This is a genomic window from Frankia sp. CeTa3Moorea (assembly GCF_978021225.1).
Genome location: NZ_CDXDOR010000008.1, coordinates 5,629 through 23,703 on the forward strand (window position 1 = coordinate 5,629; position 18,075 = coordinate 23,703).

Sequence of the window (18,075 nt, forward strand, 5' to 3'; positions counted from 1 at the left end):
CGCCGATCCCACGCAGCAGGGCGAGCTGGTCCAGATTGCGCCGGCCGGACAGCCCGGGATGGAACGTCGGGCCTTCGATCATCGCCCCGACCCGGCCCAGGTAGCGGGCCGGATGGGAGATCGGCGCGCCCAGCACGTACCCCTGGCCCGCCGTGGGGCGGATCAACCCCAGCAGCATGCGCAGCGTGCTGGACTTCCCGGCCCCGTTCGGGCCGACGAAACCGGACAGCGTCCCGCGCGGCACCTGGAGGTCGAGATGGTCCACCGCCACCCGATCGCCGTACCGCTTGCCGAGCCCGCGGGTCCAGATCGCCGCCTCGGCCGGGCCCTCGGGCGACCGCCCGGCCGGCCGCGGGGGCCGCGCCGCACCGTGGCGGCGACCAGCCACGTTCGATGCGTACGTCGGTTCGGTGACCGAACCCGAAGTCATCGTCTGACAGCCTCCCAGATCATGCATTCAACTCCCGGAGATCGGTCGATCCGTCACCCTCCACCGTGCCTCCGTCATCCACCGTGCTCTATGGGGAGTCGTGCCCGCGGAGGCCGTCGTGGTCGACTAAATGCACGGCCGCTGGCGGGACCGGCAGCGGCACGGGGGCCGATCGAACTCCCGTGCCTCCCGGCGGTACGCACTGGGCGCCGTCGGCGCCGGGCACCGCAGTGGCCGGACCAGTCCCCGGCTCGGGATCCCGGCTCGGGATCCCGGCTCGGATCCGCCGTGCTCAGCAGGCCTAACGAGTGGACCACGGGCACCGTTCCAGCTCCCGGCACTCCGGAGCGCTCGGTGCCGTGGGAATCCGGAGGTTTCCGCCTTGTCCGAAAGAGTGGCAACGTGCCACCATGTTTACTCATTTCCGACGCGTCATCAAACAAGCACTGTGAAAGTCTGGGGCTAGTCTGGGGCTGGAGTAGGTCCGTGCCGCCGCCGAGATTCGCGATCATTCGGCGCAGCACATTGAGTGCGGCGCTCATCGTTCCATCCGTGAGATGGGGTAGCTGTCGTACGAGCCTCCCCGGGGGACCCCGCACGTCACCCGACACAACCGGCGCCCGACGGCTGGACGACAATCTGCACATGGGCGAGACGGCTGGCCTTCGGCGCGGCATCCGGGTGCTGACGTTGCTCGCCAGCATCTCGATCATCGTGATGCTGGTGTTGGCCGTGGTCTCCGCCCTGCGGTCACGTCATGCCGCGACGGAGCGGAGCAGGCATCTGGACCCGGCGGCGACCACCACCGCGATGCTCCTGGCCGACTTCGTCGACCAGGAGAATGCTCTGCGTGGCTACATCATCACCCGGGACCGGGGTTTCCTTGTCCCCTACGACGAGTCCGCCAGCTCCATCCCGGTCCTGATGGCACGGCTGGACGCGTTGCTGGCCGACTTCCCCGTGCTGCGCGCGCGGCACGGGGAAGTCGGCCGGGCGTACCGGGACTGGCGTCGCGAGGTTGTCCAGCCGGAACTGGCCGCGATGACGAGGGGAGACACCGCCGCTGCCCGGAATATCGTGCGCACCAACGCGCGCCAGGACTTCGACCTGCTGCGCCGCGAGGTCGCGGAGCTCGCCGTGGCGATCGACCGCGAGCAGGTCGAGGCGTCCGGGCGGGTGGAGAGTGCCTCCGTGCTGCTGCTGAGCTCGCTGGCCAGTGCGATGTTCGTCATCCTCGGGTTCCTGCTGACCATTATGATCATCTCGCGCCGATGGCTGCTCCGCCCGATCGGAGCGTTGCAGCGATCCGTCAACGCGGTGGCCGCCGGTCGCTACGACACCCGGATTCCCTCCGTCGGCCCCAAGGAGATCGTGGAGCTGGCCGCCGACGTCGAGACGATGCGCGCCCAGCTGGTGCGGCTCGTCCGCCAGAACGAGCGGTCGTGGGAGGCTCTGGCCCAGCAGGGACCCGCCGTGATCGCACTGCGGGACGCGCTCACGCCCTCGCTCCTGCGGGCCCGCGGCCTGGTCCTGCACGGCCGGGTCGATCCGGCCGAGGGCGAACTGGCGGGGGACTGGTACGACGCCTTCGAGCTGCCCGACGGGCGGGTCGCCGTCGTGGTCGGTGACGTCTCCGGTCATGGAGCCGCGGCCGGGGTCTTCGCGTTGCGGCTCAAGCAACTGCTTGACGCGGCTCTGTCGACGGAGATCGATCCCGGTCGGGCCCTGGAGTGGACGGTGGACAACCTCGGTGAGATCGAGGAGATGTTCGCGACCGCGATCATCGCCGTCGTCGACCTGCGGACCGGGGACCTGTCCTACGTCAACGCCGGTCATCCCGACACGCTCCTGCTGCGCCGGGCGGTGCCCGGGAACATGGCCTCGGCGGGCGAGCCGCCCGCGGGCGCGGTGTCGGTGGGCGCGGTGTCGGTGGGCGAGCTGCCCACAGGCAAGGTACCCGCGGACGCGGTGCTTCCCGGCGGGGCATCCTCACGCGAGGTACCCGCTCCGACCGCTCACCTGGTTGGCCCCCGCGATCCCGCCCGGCCGGGAGGCGGCCCCGGTGACGGGGCGGGCGGATCCGCCATGGCGGCTGCTGTTGGACCCGCGCATGCTGTTGGACCCGCCCATGCTGTCGGACCCGCCCATGCTGTCGGATCGGCCCGCGGGTCGGGGGATGGGGCGAACGGTGCCGGCCCCGAGCCCGGGCGGGTGCCGGGACCCGGTTCCATCGTCGGCTCCGGGCTGGGAACGGCGCAGGTCGTTCGGCTGCCTCCGACGGGCCCGTTGATGTCGAGCCTGCTCGCGGAGCCCGGGGCGTGGGGAATCCAGACGCTGCGGCTCGAACCGGGCGACGTGCTCTTCGCCTACACCGACGGACTGGTGGAGGCGCGTGACGAGGCCGGGCGGCAGTTCGGGCTGCACCGGCTGATCGCCGAGATCCTCCGTGATCCCACGCGCACGCCGGTGGCGCTGCTCGACGACGCCTTCGACGCGGTTCGCCGATACGCGCCCGGGCGGCAGGGCGACGACCGTACGGCGATCATTCTCGCCCGCACCGCCCAGTGTGGCTCCACGATCGCGCCCGGAGAGCCATAGCGGCGACATCGGCGTGGTTGCCGGCCATTTCGGGTAGAAGACGCTCATGAACGACGAGTCCGGCCTGGACCGGCCCACCCGCTCGACCCGGTCTCCGCGATCTCTGCGGTCTCTGTTGTCCCGGCTCAGCCCACTGCGGTTGATCGCCGTCGTCGCTGCCGTCGTCGCCATCGTGCTCGTCCTCGCCGGCATCGCCCTGGTGGCGGGATGGCGGCCGAGCCTGCCGAACCCATTCGAGGAGAGGACGGTCGACCGCAGTTCCCCGGCGGTACTGCGCTCCCTGGAAGAGCTGAGCGACTATCACGCCGCCAGCGCCCACTTCGAGGTGGTGGTCGACCTCGAGAAGGACAGCAAGTGGATCCCTGATGCGCTGCGCGGCGAGCGCACCCTGTTCGTCGGGGTCGGCACCGTCGACTCGGTGATCAACTTTGGTGCGCTCGGCAAGGAGGCGGTCACCGTCTCCCCGGACCGTCGTGCGGTCACCATCGAGCTGCCGAACCCGACGCTGTCCAGGCCCGAGCTGGATCTTGACCACAGCTACGTGGTGGCCCGCCAGCGCGGCGCGCTGAACCGCGTCGGCGGGTTGTTCGGTGGGGTCGGCAGCGACCAGGAGCTCTACCGGGCCGCGTCGGCGCGGATGACCGACGCGGCGAGGACGGATGGCCAGGTGCTCGACCTGGGCAGGAAGAACACCACCGCCATGCTGCGCGGTCTACTCGGCGCGCTGGGTTTCACCGACGTCAGGGTGACCTACGCAGTCGACCGCCGCTAGGCGAACGGAGTGCTCAGCCCGTCGCAGTCAGCCTGTCTCAGCCAGCCCGGCAACCACCCGGTCGATCTCGGCCCGGAAATGCTCCGAGATCTTGATGATGTGCGGTTCGCGGAGCAGGTAGAAATGCTCACACGGAACGAAATGGATGTCATGGCTCCCGGTGAGGAATGCCGACCATGCGTCCTCCGGGTCCGGATTCTCCGCCGATCGGTACACGAGGGCCCGGCCGGGCCACGGCCGCGGTCGGTAGAAACGTTCGAGGAGTCGCCCGTGGTTGAAGAAGACGTCGAACTGTTCGAGCCCGCCGAACTGTACGACCCCGGTGAGCGGAATCTGTACCATTTTCTTGAGGGTCGCCTTACTGGTGAAGTTCGCCCGCTGTTCCGGTAGCAGCTTCTGGGTGAACCGCGCCAGCCGGCCGCGGTAACCGCGCGCGTGGTCCTCGGCTGCCTTCGACGGCGCGGTGGCGCCGGTCGACCCGGTGGCGCCGGCCGACTCGGTGGCGCCGGCCGACTCGGTGGCGCCCGACCCGGTGTCGCCCGACCCGGCCGACTCGATTCGCAGCGAGGCCGGCAGGTAGGTGTCCATGATGGACAGGAAACCGACCTCTTCTCCCGCGGCGGCGAGCTGCTGGGCGATCTCCATGGCGATCAGGCCACCCAGCGAGTGCCCGGCGAGCAGGTAGGGACCCCGGGGAGCCAGGACGCGGATGATCTCCAGGTGGCGGCGGGCGGTCCGCGCGACGCTCCAGTCCGGGAAACCCCGCCGCTCCAGCCCGTGCGCCTGGAAGGCGTAGACCGGCTGGTCGTCACCAAGGCGGCGGGCCAGTGAGTGGAAGCCGAGGGCGAGCGCGCCGGCCCCGGCGAAGCAGAACAGCGGCGGCCGCGAGCCGGTGGTGCGCAGGGGGACAACGGTGGGGTGCCGCGGACCCGACTGCTGCGCGAGTGACAGCGCGCGGGCGAACTCGCCCAGCGTCGGCGCGTCGACCAGCGCCGATGACGGCATGGTGATCCCGAGCTTCTCCGCGACCAGGGTGAGCAGCTCGTTCGCTGCCAGGGAGTCGCCGCCGAGCTCCATGAAGTCGTCCCCGATGCCGACCTCCTCGAGATCGAGGACCCGCGTCCAGATGTCGGCGACGACGATCTCCCACTGCGTTCTCGGCCGGGCGGAGACGGCCGGGGCCTCCGGCGGGGGCGGCAGCGCGCCCCGGTCCACCTTGCCGCGTTCGTTGCGGGGCAGTTCCGTCAGGGGGATGATCGTCGTCGGGACCATCCAGACCGGCAGCTTCTCGCGCAGCCTCCGCCGGATCCGGACCGGGGACAGGGTGTTGCCGTGTACCGCCGGCACGACATAGGCGACCAGCCGGTTCCGCGCCGAAGGATGCGCGACGGCGGTGACGACCGCCTCGGCGATCTCCGCGGAGCTCAGCAGCGCCGCCTCCACCTCGCTCGGTTCGACGAGGTAGCCGCGGATCTTCACCGCTGTGTCCTGGCGGCCGAGCAGGACCAGCGTGCCGTCGGGTTCGAACCGGCCGACATCGCCGGTCCGGCAGGTGGTCCGGCCATCGGTGAGCGGGGTGAAGCGGGACGCCGTCATCTCCGTGTTCCCCCAGTACCCGGCCGACAGGTAGGCCGAGGTGACCTCCACGTCGCCCACCTCGCCGGGATCGGCGGGCGTGCCGTCCTCGCGGCGCAGTACCACCTCCTTGCCGGTCGCCGGCAGTCCGGCGGGTACCGTGCCCGCGGGCGGTTGGGTGCCCGGCGGGACCTCGAAGAAGCCGAGGGAGGCGATCTCGGAGGCACCGGACCAGTTCACGTAGGTACACGCCGGTGGCACGTGCGGCCGCAGCGCCGTGATGTCGCGTCCGTAGACGGCCTCCCCGCACGTGGTCACGATCCGTAGGTCGGTGAGGACCTGGTCCGGTTCGAGTGAGCCGATGAGGGAGCGCAGCAGGGACGGAGTGGTCTGCAGCGCGGTCAGGTGCTGCGAGGAGATCCAGTCGGCGAGGCCGCTCAGGCCCGCCGCCCGGGGATCATAGGCATACACCCCGGCCCCGTTGAGCAGACCGAACACCACCACGGTGATGCCGGCGGCGAACGAGTACGGCAGCACGAGGGCCAGCCGGTCGCCCGGCGCGAAACCGAGGCGTTCGGCGCCGGCGTAGGCGTCGCACAGGAACGTGCCGTTGGTCCACACCACGCCCTTGGGCGCGCCGGTTGAACCGGAGGTGAACACGATGCAGGCCGGATCGTCGACCAGCGGCTGCGGCCACCAGACCGCGTCCGCGCCGTTCGCCGCGATCCACCGGGCACCGTCCGCGGCCGCCGTGGCGAGGTCCAGGACGAGGCGGGGGCCGCCCCCGGCCAGCGCGGCGAGCAGGGCGTCCGGATTCACGCTGGATTCCGCCGTGGCGTTCGAACCGTTGGTCCCCACCGGCTGCAGGCCCACCGTCGAGCGGGCCACGGAGCCGTCGCCCAGGTCGGTCAGCAGGGCCACGCAGCCGGCCTGCCGAACGATCTGTGCCATCCGCTCGGCGGGCACCACCGGATCCAGCGGGACGACCGGGCGCCCGGTTTTCAGCACGCCCAGCACGCCCAGCAGGCCAGCCACGCTGTGCGGCAGCAGGGTCGCGACCGGACCGTCCTCGTTCGCGTCGAGGCGGCCGAGGACCGCCATCGCGATGTCATCGGTCCGGCGATCAGCCTCGGCGAAGGTCATGACGACGCCGGGAGAGACCAGCGCGGGCGTGTCGGGCAGGTGCGTGGCGACCTCCCGGAACCGGCTGACCACCGAGGCCGGCAGGTCGTCGAAGTGCAACGCCGGGAAGAACGCGCCACCTTCAGGCGTCGCGACCGCAAGGGACGCGCGCCGACCGCTTTCGTTCAAAGCCACTCCCTCGTCCTGTCCTCTCTCGGCGTCATCGGCTTACGACGGATGACGATGATCTTGTGTCCTGGCCGGTCCTCACCTCGTCAACCGGGTGCGGCTGGTTACCCCTGATCGGGGGGCGGACCTCGAATCCCGTATGGTCACGGATACGCCGGGGCCGGTGCCGGGTGGCTGCGCGATGGGACGGGCCGTTTGTGGTAACCCCGTCCAACAATCTCGTACGGTGCTGCCTCGTACGGTGCTGCAACCGTTCGCTCGTGGTACACGAACAGCCTCCCCAACACGCAGTCCGGTATAGCGCGTGCGACTTTATACCACGGTGCTGTGGCTATCTTATGGTCACTCCCGGTAACCCTCACTCAAGGGGTAGTTTGTCGGTGGTAATCGGGCTTCGGCTATGTCCGGCGCAAACGATTTGCCGTGATCCCGGACTAATTTGATCCCGAGTCGGCGGTTCGGCCGATGGTGCCCGGATCCGGTGCCGCCATTCCGCGGCGTCGCGGCCCGGAGCTCGGGGCGGCTCGCGGCCGCACGATCGCCGGCTCCTCGCTCCAGGAGAGCCGGCCCGCCGCGGCGGGCCGGCGCCGGGCCCCCGCCGCCCGGCTGCTCGGTGCCGGCCGCTGCGACCGTTCGCCGCTTCGGTGTCCTGCCTCACATCCAACAAATTCTTTGCCCTCACTTGCAACAGCAAGGTTGAGCGTCTTAGACTCACTAACTGTGAGAGCGGGAGGCAGTCGCACCGAAGGTGATCCGTCCAGGGGGCGCCTGAGGGGCGGGCGCGTCTCGATCGGCATCGATGTACAGAGATCGGCCCTAGAAAGATCAATCTTTTGGAGGGGGAGCGTCGTGAGCACCTACCTGTGGGACCCGTTTGCCGCGCTGGGGCGCATGGACCGGGAGTTCGACGAGATTGTTCGGCGTGCCTGGGGCCCGCGGCGTCCGGTGCTTACCGGACGGTCGTCGGTCACCGAGTTCGCCGTCCCGTCGGCTGATGTGGTTACCGAGGGAGCGGATGTACTGATCAACCTCGAGCTGCCCGGGGTCGATGTCGAGCGGGACGTCGCGGTCGAGATCGACCGGGGTCGCCTGGTCGTCCGCGGGAAGCGTGCGGCCGGCAGCGAGAGCGAGCACGCTGGTCGCGTGCACCGCGAGCGCTGGCACGGTTCCTTCCGCCGGGAGTTCCGGCTTCCCGAGGGCGTGGACGCGCAGCGGATCTCGGCCACTTACGACCGGGGCATCCTGACAGTCCGTCTCGTCGGCGCGGCGGCGGAGCCCAAGGCGACCCGGATTGAGATCACCCCGGTCGTCCGCGACGCCCGGCCGGCCGAGGTTGCGGAGGGTGGCTCCCCGGGGCTGCCGGCGGAATCCGCGACGCCGCGGCCCGCCGAGCCGGCCACGCCGGTCGCGGCCGGTTCCACCGCCTGAGGAGCGCACCCAGCGTGCGGACGCCGATGTCCGCACGCCGGGCAGCGGTTCCCTCGCACCGGGCGGCATACCCCGCCGGACCGGTCGATCCTGCCGGGACCGCCCGGCTCAGCGGCGGCGCGGTCCGGTGCCGGCGGAGGAGGTCCGTCCCGGGGCGGACCGTCCGGCCGAGCTACCACTCGACGGAGGCGGCACCATCGGCCCGATGTCGCCGTCCGGCGCGGTGTCCAGATCGACGATGACGGGAGCGTGGTCGCTCGTCCCGACACCCTTGCGGGCCGCCCGGTCCACCCAGACCGCGCGCACGCGGCCCGCCACGTCGGCGGTCGCCAGAGCCAGGTCGATGCGCATCCCAAGGTTCTTCGGGAAACACAGCTGGCGGTAGTCCCAGTAGGTGTAGACGGCGTCGTCGGGCCAGCGGGCCCGCAGCACATCGATGAGCCCGGCGTTGACGAGTTCTGCGAGTGCCGCGCGTTCCGCCGGGGTGACGTGGGTGGCGCCCTCGAACTGGGTGATGTCCCAGACGTCGGCGTCCGTTGGCGCGATGTTGAAATCACCCAACGCCATCACCGCGCCCTGGGCCGTGGCCTCGGCCACCACCTCGCGCAGCGCGGCGAGCCAGGCCAGCTTGTAGGCGTAATGAGGGTCGTCGATGGTCCGGCCGTTGGGTACGTACAGCGACCAGATCCGGATGCCGCCGCAGGTCGCGGCGATGGCGCGAGGCTCGGGACCGGGAAAGCCCGGATCGCCCGGAAGACCCCGCGCGACGTCGTCGAGGGTGTCTCGGGACAGGATCGCCACGCCGTTCCACCGGCCGTCGCCGTGATGGGCGACCCGGTAGCCCCGGCGGAACAGATCCTCGTCGAACAGCTTCAAGAAGGCGTCGTCCGACAGCTTCGTCTCCTGCAGGCACACCACATCCGGCTCGGCCCGGTCGAGCCATTCGATCAGGCGGGCCTGCCGAGCCTTCGCAGAGTTGATGTTCCACGTCGCGATCCGCACATCTGTTGACGGTAGTCCCAGGGTCCGACAGGTCTGCCGGGCATGTCGGGTCTGGGATGATGGTCGTCATGGGAATGAGCCGGCGTGTCGACGATGACATTGTCGACAGTGTCATCGTCGACAATGACGCTGTGGGCCGAGGCGCTGTTGCTGGCCGGCCGTACGTCATCTGCAGCTGCGCGATGTCGTTGGACGGGCACATCGACGATAGCTCGGATGAGCGGCTGATCCTCTCCAGTGCCGCCGATCTCGACCGGGTGGACGAGGTGCGTGCCGGCTGTGACGCGATCCTCGTCGGCGCGGCCACTGTCCGGCGGGATAATCCCCGCCTCGCCGTGCGCGCGCAGCACCGTCGGGCGGCGCGGGAGGCGGCCGGGCGTCCGCCCACGCCGATCAAGGTCGTGCTGTCCGGTGGGGGAGATCTCGACCCGAGCGCTCGGCTGTTCACTACCGACCCGGTCGAGACGATCATTTACCGTCGGGCCGGATCGTCGTTGGCGATCGCCGCGCCGACCTCGTCTCCCGAGCTGTCAACGCCGCAATCGGCGTCGGCGGCGATCCGCACCGCGCCCGCTGCCCGCACCGAACGCGCCACCTTCACCGCGCGCGTCATCCTGGTCGAACTTCCCGGTCGGCCCCGGGTCGAGGTCGCCGCCATCCTGACCGATCTCGCCCGGCGCGGCGTCCGCCGGCTGCTGGTGGAGGGTGGTACCTCGCTGCATACGGCCTTCCTCACCGCCGGCCTGGTCGACGAGCTGCATCTTACCGTCGCCCCGTTCTTCGTCGGCGAGCGCGATGCGCCGACCTTTGTGGGACCGGGGGTCTTCCCCAACGACGTCCGCTCGCCCCTTCGCCTCGTCGAGGTCCGACAACTCGACAATGTGGTTTTTCTTCGGTATCTGGCACTGACGTCTCACTAAACGCCGTGACCGGCGGCTCGATCGCCTCCGGACCACGAAAGGACCACGCGGTCGTCGAGCCCACGCCGAGTCGACGGCACCGATGTCGATGCGGAACGTAATACTTGCCTCACTTCATGTCGTGGCTTCGAGGTGCGTCCGGGACGGCGTTCCCGGAGCATGGCCGGCCCCTGCGGAAGGGCGATGATGCGGGCGGTACGGGCGGTACGGGCGGTACGGGCGGCGACCATGGCGGGCACGATGGCTGCCGCCCTCATCCTGGCGATGGTTCCGGCGAACGGCGCCGCGGCGCGACGGCACGCGGCCCCGGGTGGGCCGGTTGCGCCGGTGGATCTGGGCTTTCCATCCGGGTACTTGTTCAGTACGGCGACAGCGATCAACGACCGGGGAGAGGTCGTCGGCATCGGCTCCGCGGGCTCCTACGACCTCCACGGCCTGCGATGGTCGGACAGCGCGGTGACGGCGCTGCCGGACGGGGCCCCCGGGCCATCGCGGATCAGCAACGCAGGCCAGGTGACAGGCTTCCGCCCCCACCGCGGCGCCCCCGACACCGGATTCGCGTTCCGGCCCGGCGGCGTTCTCGTCGATCTCGATTTCCGGGTCGAGGACCAGAACGAGCGTGGCCAGGTGGTCGGGACCAGAACCACGTTCACCGCGCCGCCTCGTGCCGTGAGCTGGTGGCGTGGCCGGACCGTCGATCTTGGCGCGCCGTCGGGTGCCGCCAGCTTTGCCGTGGCGGTGAGTGACAGCGGACAGGTCGCCGTTCGGGTGGACGAGGGGGGCCGTTCCCGCACCGCCCGGTGGACCCGAGGGCGGTGGACCGATCTGCCCGACCTGCCCGGTAGTGTCGGGAGCTGGGCCGCCGACATCAACGATCGTGGGGACGTCGTCGGCTGGGCCCAGACCGCCGATCGGACGATGCACGCGGTCGTCTGGCGGGGTCGGAGGATCATCGATCTTGGCACGCTGGGCGGTCGTGGCAGCCTGGCGACGGCGATCAACGACGCCGGGCAGGTCGTCGGTTCGACGTTCGACGGCAACGGTGGCGGTCGCGGCTTCCGCTGGGAGGACGGCCGCGTGACGGATCTCGGCACCCTCGGCGGCCCTTCCAGCACGCCGGCGGCGATCAGCGACCGTGGCGACATCGTTGGCGTCAGCAGTACGCCCGACGGCGCCGAGCACGGATTCCGCTGGTCCCACGGTCGGATGGTGCTCCTGGGCGATTTCGGCGGCGGCACCAGCCGCGCCGTGGCGGTCAACAACCGCGGTCAGGCCGTCGGTTCCGCCCGCCTACCCGACGGCGGCACCCGTGCGGCCCGCTGGAACTGATTCGATTTCCACCACCCGCCCACCGCATTTCCTCGTTCCCCGGACCGGTCGGTGTCCGGATCCAGCACGCTCCAACCCGTCGTGGCGCCGTCTCGTGGCCGTCAGCTTTCGGACATGTTGCGGAAGGGGCGGGAAAACTCCCTCTGCACAGGCACACTATGGTGCGTCTGGCGATCGAAGGAGCGAGGGAGAGTGCTGGTGGTTCCGACCCCGCTTCACGTCACCACCCCCGCGGGGGAGGCGACGCTCACCGGAGACAAGCCGGTCGTGGTGGGGCGGGCCCGTACGGCCGACATTGTGATCAACGATGGCCGGGTGTCGCGCCGGCATCTGGTGCTGCATCCCGACGTCGGCGGATGGCGGATCGAGGACATCAGCGCCAACGGTCTATGGCGGGATGGCTGCCGTGTGGGCGGTCTCGCCGTCTCCGGGGAGCTCCGGCTCCGGCTCGGCGCGGTGGACGGACCCGAGGTGGTGCTCGTTCTGCGTCCGGCCCCGCCGATGATCCCGCCGACCGCGCCGACCCATAGCCCGGGCGGGGCACCCATCCCCCTTGCCGGCCCGTCGTCACCGTCGTCACCGCCGTCGCCGTCTTGGCCGTCGCCGTCGCCGGGGGCGGCGGTGCCGGGCGCGGAATGGTGGTCCGAACCGGCGCCGGGCGCTGCGTCGGCGCCCGTCCCAGCGGCGCCTGCGCAGTCGGGCGGGCCCGACTCGGCCGTGGGGCAGGCGACGATCGTGCACGACCGGCGGCGCGTGCATCCGCTGACGATCGGACGGGTGCGGATGGGCCGGTCCCGCGACAACGACATCAACGTGGGCGACCTGCTCGCGTCCCGCCATCACGCCGAGCTGCACATCTCGGTGGCCGGTGTCGAGCTCGTCGACCTCGCTTCCGCCAACGGCACCTTCGTCAACGGTCACCGGGTCACCCGGGCGCGGGTGATGCAACGCGACATCATCGCCATCGGCCATCATCTGTTCCAGCTCGAGGGAAACTCGCTCGTCGAATACGTCGATTCCGGTGACGTGGCCTTCGAGGCGCAGGCGCTGTCGGTGTGGGCCGGCACCAAGCAGCTCATGCACGACATGACCTTCCGGCTGCCGGGCCGTTCCCTGCTCGGCGTCGTCGGACCGAGCGGGGCCGGCAAGTCCACGCTGCTCAACGCTCTCACCGGCTTCCGACCGGCGGACCGGGGATCGGTGATCTACGCGGGACGTGACCTCTACGCCGAGTATGACGAGTTGCGACGCCGGATCGGGTACGTGCCGCAGGCCGACCCGCTGCACGACCAGCTGACCGTGCGTGAGGCTCTGCTGTACGGCTCGGAGTTGCGTTTCCCCGCCGACACCACCGCCGAGGAGCGGCGGGCCCGGGTGGAGGAGGTCATCGGCCAGCTTGGACTGACCGCGCACGCCAACACACCGGTCTTCCGGCTTTCCGGCGGCCAGAAGAAGCGCACCAGCGTCGCGCTGGAGCTGCTCACCCGGCCCTCTCTGCTGTTCCTGGACGAGCCGACCTCCGGCCTGGACCCGGCCAATGACCAGTCTGTGATGGAAACCCTGCGGGGCCTGGCGAAGGGCGGCGGCGCCGGCTCCGGCGACGAGACCGGCCGGACCGTCATCGTCGTCACCCACAGTGTGCTGTTCCTGGACCTGTGCGACTTCATCCTCGTGCTCGCGCCCGGCGGGCACGTGGCCTACTTCGGGCCTGCGGACGGGGCGCTGCGGTTCTTCGGCAAGGAGGACTTCCGCGAGTTCGCGGCGGTGTTCCGCGAGCTCGAGGCCACTCCGGGTGAGGAGATGGCGGAGCGGTTCCGGGACTCGGAGTTCTTCGTACCCTCCGCGATCGTGGCGCCCGCGGTGCGCAAGGCACCGCCGGAGCTGCCCAGCGTGCGCCAGCAGCCGGTCCGGGCCCAGCTCGCGACGCTGACCCGACGGTACTGGCGGGTCGTGCTCGCCGACCGGTCGTACCTACGGCTGATCATTGCCTTCCCGTTCCTGCTCGGCGTCGTCCCACAGGTGATCCGCGCCCCGGACGGGCTGCGTGCGTTACCCCAGGCGCCGAACACCGACGCGACGAAGGTTCTCCTCGTCCTGGTGCTGTGTGCCTGTTTCATGGGCATGGCCAACTCGGTCCGGGAGATCGTCAAGGAGCGGCCGATCTACCGGCGGGAACGCACGATCGGGCTGTCCCGCACCGCCTACCTTGGATCAAAGATCATTCTGCTGACCGGGATCACCACCGCCCAGTGTCTTGTCTTCACCCTGATCGGGCTGGTGGGCCGGACCCCGCCGAGGGCGGTCGTGCTCGGCTCGCCGGTGCTGGAGTGTCTGATCGCGGTGAGTGTCGCGGCGCTCGCCTCGATGATGATCGGTCTGCTGGTCTCGACGCTGATCGACAACGCGGACAAGACCATGCCGATCCTGGTCCTGGTCACGATGGGTCAGCTGGTGTTCTCCGGGGGACTGACCTCGCTGGTCGGGCGCCCCGTGCTGGAGCAGATCAGCCTGCTCGTCCCGGCCCGCTGGGGGTTCGCGGCCCTGGCGTCCACGGACGATCTCAACGACGTCAGCAAGTTCGGTAACGAGACCCTGCGGACCGACCCGGCCGACGGGCTGTGGAAGCACAGCGTGGCGATCTGGGTCCTCGACATCGTGATCTGCGTGCTGATCGGTGTCGTGGCACTGATCCTCACGGCCGTCATGCTGCGCCGGATCGAACCGAAGGTCACCCGGCCGACGGGTGCCGGGCTAGGGCCGGCCACCGGTTCGGGTTCGGGTTCGGGAGGGTTGTCGGGTCCGCGGCTGTACGGCACCGGGGTCCCGCCGGCGCACGGTTCCAGGACCGGCCGGTCCATGCCGTTGCGCGGCTGAGTGGTTAGTCCGTCCCCCTAGCCCACGCCCCGGACCAGGTATCCCGGCGACTTCCCTCGCGAGCCGGGCCGCGAGGGAAGTCGCTATACCCCTATCTGTGGGCCGGCGCGGCGCGAGTGGTCGCAAATCCAAAACCTCCGCAGCAACCGGTTATCGTGGCGATAAGGTGAGCTGACCGAAGTTCGCTCGCGGTGGGGGATGGGGCATGGAGATCGTCTTCTTGTGCGAGCAGTATCCGCCGATCATCTGGGACGGGGCGGGAGTCTATACACACGACATCGCTCACGCACTGGTCGCGCTCGGTCATCGGGTTCATATCCTCTGCGCGCAGGGACGCTACCGCACGGATGAGGATCATGACGGGGTGATGGTGCACCGGCGGCCTCTCCTGCGGTTGCCCGTCACCAGGTTTCTCGGCCCACTCGGCCGGTCGTTCCAGGGGGAGAACCATCCTCGCGATTCGCTCTCCCTGCGGTTCGTTCTCGCGGTTTCCTATGCTTTCTGGCTGCGTCGTCTCGGTCTGCGTCCCGACGTGATCGAGACTCAGGACGGCGAGACCCGGGGCCTGCGTACCGCCCTGCGCCGCGACATCCCCCTCGTGATCCACCTGCATACCCCGACGATGATGGATGTGCGCCTGCGGGACGGCCGGCTGCACGGCAGGGGCGCGGTGGCCGACCGGATCGACCGGTTCTCCGCTCTGCGCGCCGACGCGCGCACCGCTCCCTCCGAGCTGATCGTCACCACGCTGCGCGGTTTCGGCTGGCTGGATAGGGACACCGACGCGGACGTCATTCCTTACCCGTTCGACCGGTCCCCGTACATGGAGGTGGCGTCGCCCCAGCACACCGACCCGACGTTGCTCGTCGTCGGACGGCTCGAATGGCGCAAGGGGCTGGATGTCCTGATCGAGGCGGCCGCGCTGCTGAAGAAACGGGGTGTCGAGGCGACGGTGGTCTTCGCCGGTCAGTCCTCGGGCACGATCGAGGGTGTGGCGACCGGGACCTGGCTGGAGCAGCAGGCGGTCAAACTCGGCGTCACCTGCCGTTTCGCCGGCCACCTGACCCGTCCCGAGCTGGTCAAGGCCTATGAGGAGGCACGGGCGGTCGTCGTGCCGAGCCGGTTCGAGAGCTTCTCCATCGCGGGTCTCGAGGGAATGGCCTCGGGGCGCCCGGTCGTCGCGACCGCGACAACCGGGGTGGCCACCTGGGTGGCGAAATGGAAGGGCGGCACGGTCGTCCCGCCGGAGGACGCCCCCGCACTCGCCGACGCCCTGGAACCCTTCCTCACCGACCCGGAGTTCGCGGAGACGGTGGGTGCCCGCGGTCGGGTCGGCACCGCCGAGCTCGAGCCGTTGCGTATTGCCGCCCTGCGCGAGAAGGTCTACCAGAAGGCCATCGACCGTTTGCGGGCGCGCCACGGAAAAACCTCCGCCGTGGCATGAGGGTGGCGACCCGGATCATCGATTGCCGGTCACGAACCTGATCCAGGCGAAAACCCTAGGGTGGGGTCATGAGCGGTCTGTGCGGTGTCTCCCTGGAACATCCGATCATGAACGCGGCCGGCACCTGCAAGACCGCCGAGGATGTCGAAACGTTCGCCCGGTCGGCGGTCTCGATGATCGTCGTTGGTTCGATCACCAGAGAACCGCGGTCAGGCAACTCCGGCAACGTCTACTGGCCCGGCCGAGTCTACTCGTTGAACGCGCTCGGGCTTCCCAACCGCGGACTGGACTACTATGCCGCGCATCTGCCCGGCATGGTGCGGCGCGCTCACCTGGCGGGCAAGCCGTTGACCGTCAGCGTCGCCGGGTTCGGTGTCGACGAGTACCGCGAGATCTCCGCGGTCGTGGCGCGGACGGGGGTCGATCTGATCGAACTGAACCTGGCCTGCCCGAACGTCTGGGACGGCGGAACGCAGAAGCGCATCGCCTGCTTCGATCCCGGGCACACCGCGACGATCTGCACGGCGGTGGGCGACACGCTGGTGGCGCAGGCTGGTGCCGATCCGGCCCGACGCGTCCCCTACGGAGTCAAGATCTCGCCGTTCTCCGATCCGTCGGCTCTGGCGGAGCTCGCAACGGTGATCGATGAGGTCGCCGCGCGTCCCGGTGGCCCGCGGTTCGTCACGGCGGTGAATACCTTCCCCAACGCCTTCGCCGTCGACGAGGCGCACCGACCAGTCGTCGACGTCGAGCTCGCCGGTATGAGCGGGCCGGCGCTCAAGCCCGTCGGGCTCGGTCAGGTGCGCCAGCTACGCCGCCTGCTCCCGGAGAGTGTGGACATCGTCGGGGTCGGGGGTGTGACCGACGGGCGCGACGTCGCCGACTACCTGCTGGCCGGGGCCACCGCGGTCCAGGCCGCCACCGCGTTCTGGAACCGTGCGGAGGATCCGGCCGTCTTTGGTGCCATTCTGTCCGACTGGATCGACCACACCGACCCGACCGTCCCCTGAAAAGGGTTTCATGCGTATTTTCCGTACATCTTCCCAGCATATTTTTTCACGTCCTCGGCGCGGGAGCCCATCGCCGGATCAGCCTCTGGCCGCCGCGTTTCTCGGTGTCGCTCGGCCTGGCTGGTCGGCGGTGTTCTCCGGGCCGCTTCCCGGGACCAGGGAGATCCGCCGGTCCGGCGGTGGAAACGTCAGCCGGAACGTGAAGGCGGTGGCGGTCGGACCGTGGGCCCGCAGGTGACGAACCCGGTCCTCGGCCTCGTCCGTCCCCGGCCGATGCCCGGCGGGTACCCACCACAGGGCGTTGGTCGTCCGCTGGGTGGGATGAAACCACTCGCGCCGACGGCGTAGGAACGCCCCGTGGCCGCTACGGAAGACGAAGTTGGCCAGCGCCTCCACCGACTCCCAGACGGTCAGGTTCACGATGATCGCATGGTCGCCGTCGCCCTCCCACACGAACGTGCGTACGACGGTGTCGCCATCCTCGGCCCGCAGGCGCCAGACGAAGCCAGGCTGCCCGTCGCCGAGCGTATTGGTGGAAGTGAGACCGGCGACGAAGTCGGTCAGCGCGGAGGAGCCGGGCGGCGCGAGCAGTCGGGCGATGTTCACCTGGGCCAGATGGTAACCCGTCATGAAGGCAGCCTAGGGAGGTTGTCGCGCCGCCGCCAGGAATATCGGTCAATTACCGGTCGATCATGATCGGCGAGTTGGCGGGTGCAATTTCTACCAGTTTTTCGATGCCGCTCGGAACAGCCGGCGAACAGTAACCCCGCCACGAACAGGCCGGCCGATGCCGATGCCTGCCGATCGGCGCCCCATCGTGGGGCTGTCAGGTGATCCGTCAGGTGGTGTCGCCGCCGAGGGCTCCGCTGGAGCCACCCGGATGGACTCACCCGAGTCGATCATGAGCGCCTCCCACCTATTGGCAACGTCGAAGCTACTCTCCGTAGTCGGAGGTGCCGGGAGGGGAAGATCCCAAGATCCCGGGGCGGGCTGTGTCATTTGCGTGGAAGCGTGTTTCTCCGCGGAAATCAGCCTGAGTGCGGATCGCTCGAGTTCGGTCGGTGATCCGATTTCGGTCCTCGCTGACCGAAATGGCCTCCACTGCCGACAGTATTTGGTCATTTTCCGCTAGCAATGGGGGAGTCATGGGAAGTTCCGCAAGGAGAAAAGCCGCAGTTGTCGCTCTGTCCACGACGGCGGCTCTGGTTGTCGCCGCGGGGCCCGCGGCCACGAGCGCGTTGGCCTCCGATGGTCACGACGGCCCGAAGGACAAGCGCGTCACCAAGCACGTCGTCAAGGAGCACTGGACCAAGATCCGCTGGGAGAAGGAGAGCTGGGACAAGAAGGTCTGGGACGCTAAGGACAAGAAGGTCTGGGACGAC

At 69.7% G+C, this 18,075-nt stretch carries 12 protein-coding genes and 1 pseudogene; 9 read left to right on the plus strand and 4 right to left on the minus strand.

Going from position 1 to position 18,075, the window contains the following annotated elements; genetic code table 11:
* The coding region (locus AC08OV_RS02975; protein ID WP_476619264.1) for an ATP-binding cassette domain-containing protein at positions 1–430 on the minus strand (430 nt) is incomplete at its 3' end.
* A 645-nt stretch (positions 431–1,075) separates the two neighbouring features.
* Between AC08OV_RS02975 and AC08OV_RS02980 the strand changes: the two genes are divergently transcribed.
* Together AC08OV_RS02980 and AC08OV_RS02985 are read left to right on the plus strand one after the other, a co-directional pair.
* Complete coding sequence (locus AC08OV_RS02980; protein ID WP_476612742.1) at positions 1,076–3,028, plus strand: PP2C family protein-serine/threonine phosphatase; 1,953 nt, start codon at positions 1,076–1,078, stop codon at positions 3,026–3,028.
* A 46-nt stretch (positions 3,029–3,074) separates the two neighbouring features.
* Complete coding sequence (locus AC08OV_RS02985) at positions 3,075–3,800, plus strand: DUF4230 domain-containing protein (protein WP_476612743.1); 726 nt, start codon at positions 3,075–3,077, stop codon at positions 3,798–3,800.
* 27 nt (positions 3,801–3,827) lie between these two features.
* Here the strand turns inward: AC08OV_RS02985 and AC08OV_RS02990 are convergent, their stop codons facing one another.
* Positions 3,828–6,692: an alpha/beta fold hydrolase gene (locus tag AC08OV_RS02990; RefSeq protein ID WP_476612744.1), complete on the minus strand. Its 2,865-nt coding sequence runs from the start codon at positions 6,690–6,692 to the stop codon at positions 3,828–3,830.
* A gap of 843 nt (positions 6,693–7,535) precedes the next feature.
* Here AC08OV_RS02990 and AC08OV_RS02995 point away from each other — a divergent pair.
* Complete coding sequence (locus AC08OV_RS02995) at positions 7,536–8,114, plus strand: Hsp20/alpha crystallin family protein (protein WP_476612745.1); 579 nt, start codon at positions 7,536–7,538, stop codon at positions 8,112–8,114.
* 108 nt (positions 8,115–8,222) lie between these two features.
* Here AC08OV_RS02995 and AC08OV_RS03000 read toward each other — a convergent pair whose 3' ends face one another.
* On the minus strand, positions 8,223–9,116 hold the full coding sequence (locus AC08OV_RS03000) for an exodeoxyribonuclease III (protein WP_476612746.1): 894 nt from the start codon (positions 9,114–9,116) through the stop codon (positions 8,223–8,225).
* A gap of 68 nt (positions 9,117–9,184) precedes the next feature.
* Between AC08OV_RS03000 and AC08OV_RS03005 the strand changes: the two genes are divergently transcribed.
* The 5 genes from AC08OV_RS03005 (at position 9,185) to AC08OV_RS03025 (ending at position 16,693) form a co-directional block, all read left to right on the plus strand.
* Entirely contained in the window at positions 9,185–10,036 is an 852-nt protein-coding gene (locus AC08OV_RS03005; RefSeq protein WP_476612759.1) for a RibD family protein, read from the plus strand.
* 186 nt (positions 10,037–10,222) lie between these two features.
* The gene (locus AC08OV_RS03010; RefSeq protein ID WP_476612747.1) at positions 10,223–11,365 is read left to right on the plus strand and encodes a hypothetical protein; all 1,143 of its coding nucleotides are present in this window, start codon (positions 10,223–10,225) and stop codon (positions 11,363–11,365) included.
* A gap of 192 nt (positions 11,366–11,557) precedes the next feature.
* Positions 11,558–14,239 carry an ATP-binding cassette domain-containing protein gene (locus AC08OV_RS03015; protein ID WP_476612748.1) on the plus strand — a complete coding sequence of 894 codons (2,682 nt, stop codon included), beginning with the start codon at positions 11,558–11,560 and terminating at the stop codon, positions 14,237–14,239.
* Positions 14,240–14,444: 205 nt separating this feature from the next.
* The gene (locus AC08OV_RS03020; protein ID WP_476612749.1) at positions 14,445–15,683 is read left to right on the plus strand and encodes a glycosyltransferase family 4 protein; all 1,239 of its coding nucleotides are present in this window, start codon (positions 14,445–14,447) and stop codon (positions 15,681–15,683) included.
* A gap of 68 nt (positions 15,684–15,751) precedes the next feature.
* Positions 15,752–16,693, plus strand: coding sequence for a beta/alpha barrel domain-containing protein (locus AC08OV_RS03025; protein WP_476612750.1), 942 nt, complete (start codon positions 15,752–15,754; stop codon positions 16,691–16,693).
* A gap of 78 nt (positions 16,694–16,771) precedes the next feature.
* Here the strand turns inward: AC08OV_RS03025 and AC08OV_RS03030 are convergent, their stop codons facing one another.
* Positions 16,772–17,323 (minus strand): DUF3291 domain-containing protein, encoded by a 552-nt coding sequence (locus AC08OV_RS03030; protein WP_476612751.1) that lies wholly within the window; start codon positions 17,321–17,323, stop codon positions 16,772–16,774.
* A gap of 515 nt (positions 17,324–17,838) precedes the next feature.
* On the opposite strand from AC08OV_RS03030, the pseudogene AC08OV_RS03035 reads away from it, so the two are divergent.
* Positions 17,839–18,075 (plus strand): annotated as a pseudogene (locus AC08OV_RS03035) (hypothetical protein); the annotation flags it as partial.

Bases quoted from the DNA above. Each gene is read 5' to 3' on its own strand.
- AC08OV_RS02980 (WP_476612742.1), top strand. From the start codon at position 1,076: ATGGGCGAGACGGCTGGCCTTCGGCGCGGCATCCGGGTGCTGACGTTG.
- AC08OV_RS02985 (WP_476612743.1), top strand. From the start codon at position 3,075: ATGAACGACGAGTCCGGCCTGGACCGGCCCACCCGCTCGACCCGGTCT.
- AC08OV_RS03005 (WP_476612759.1), top strand. From the start codon at position 9,185: ATGGGAATGAGCCGGCGTGTCGACGATGACATTGTCGACAGTGTCATC.
- AC08OV_RS03010 (WP_476612747.1), top strand. From the start codon at position 10,223: ATGCGGGCGGTACGGGCGGTACGGGCGGTACGGGCGGCGACCATGGCG.
- AC08OV_RS03020 (WP_476612749.1), top strand. From the start codon at position 14,445: ATGGAGATCGTCTTCTTGTGCGAGCAGTATCCGCCGATCATCTGGGAC.
- AC08OV_RS03025 (WP_476612750.1), top strand. From the start codon at position 15,752: ATGAGCGGTCTGTGCGGTGTCTCCCTGGAACATCCGATCATGAACGCG.
- AC08OV_RS03030 (WP_476612751.1), bottom strand. From the start codon at position 17,323: ATGACGGGTTACCATCTGGCCCAGGTGAACATCGCCCGACTGCTCGCG.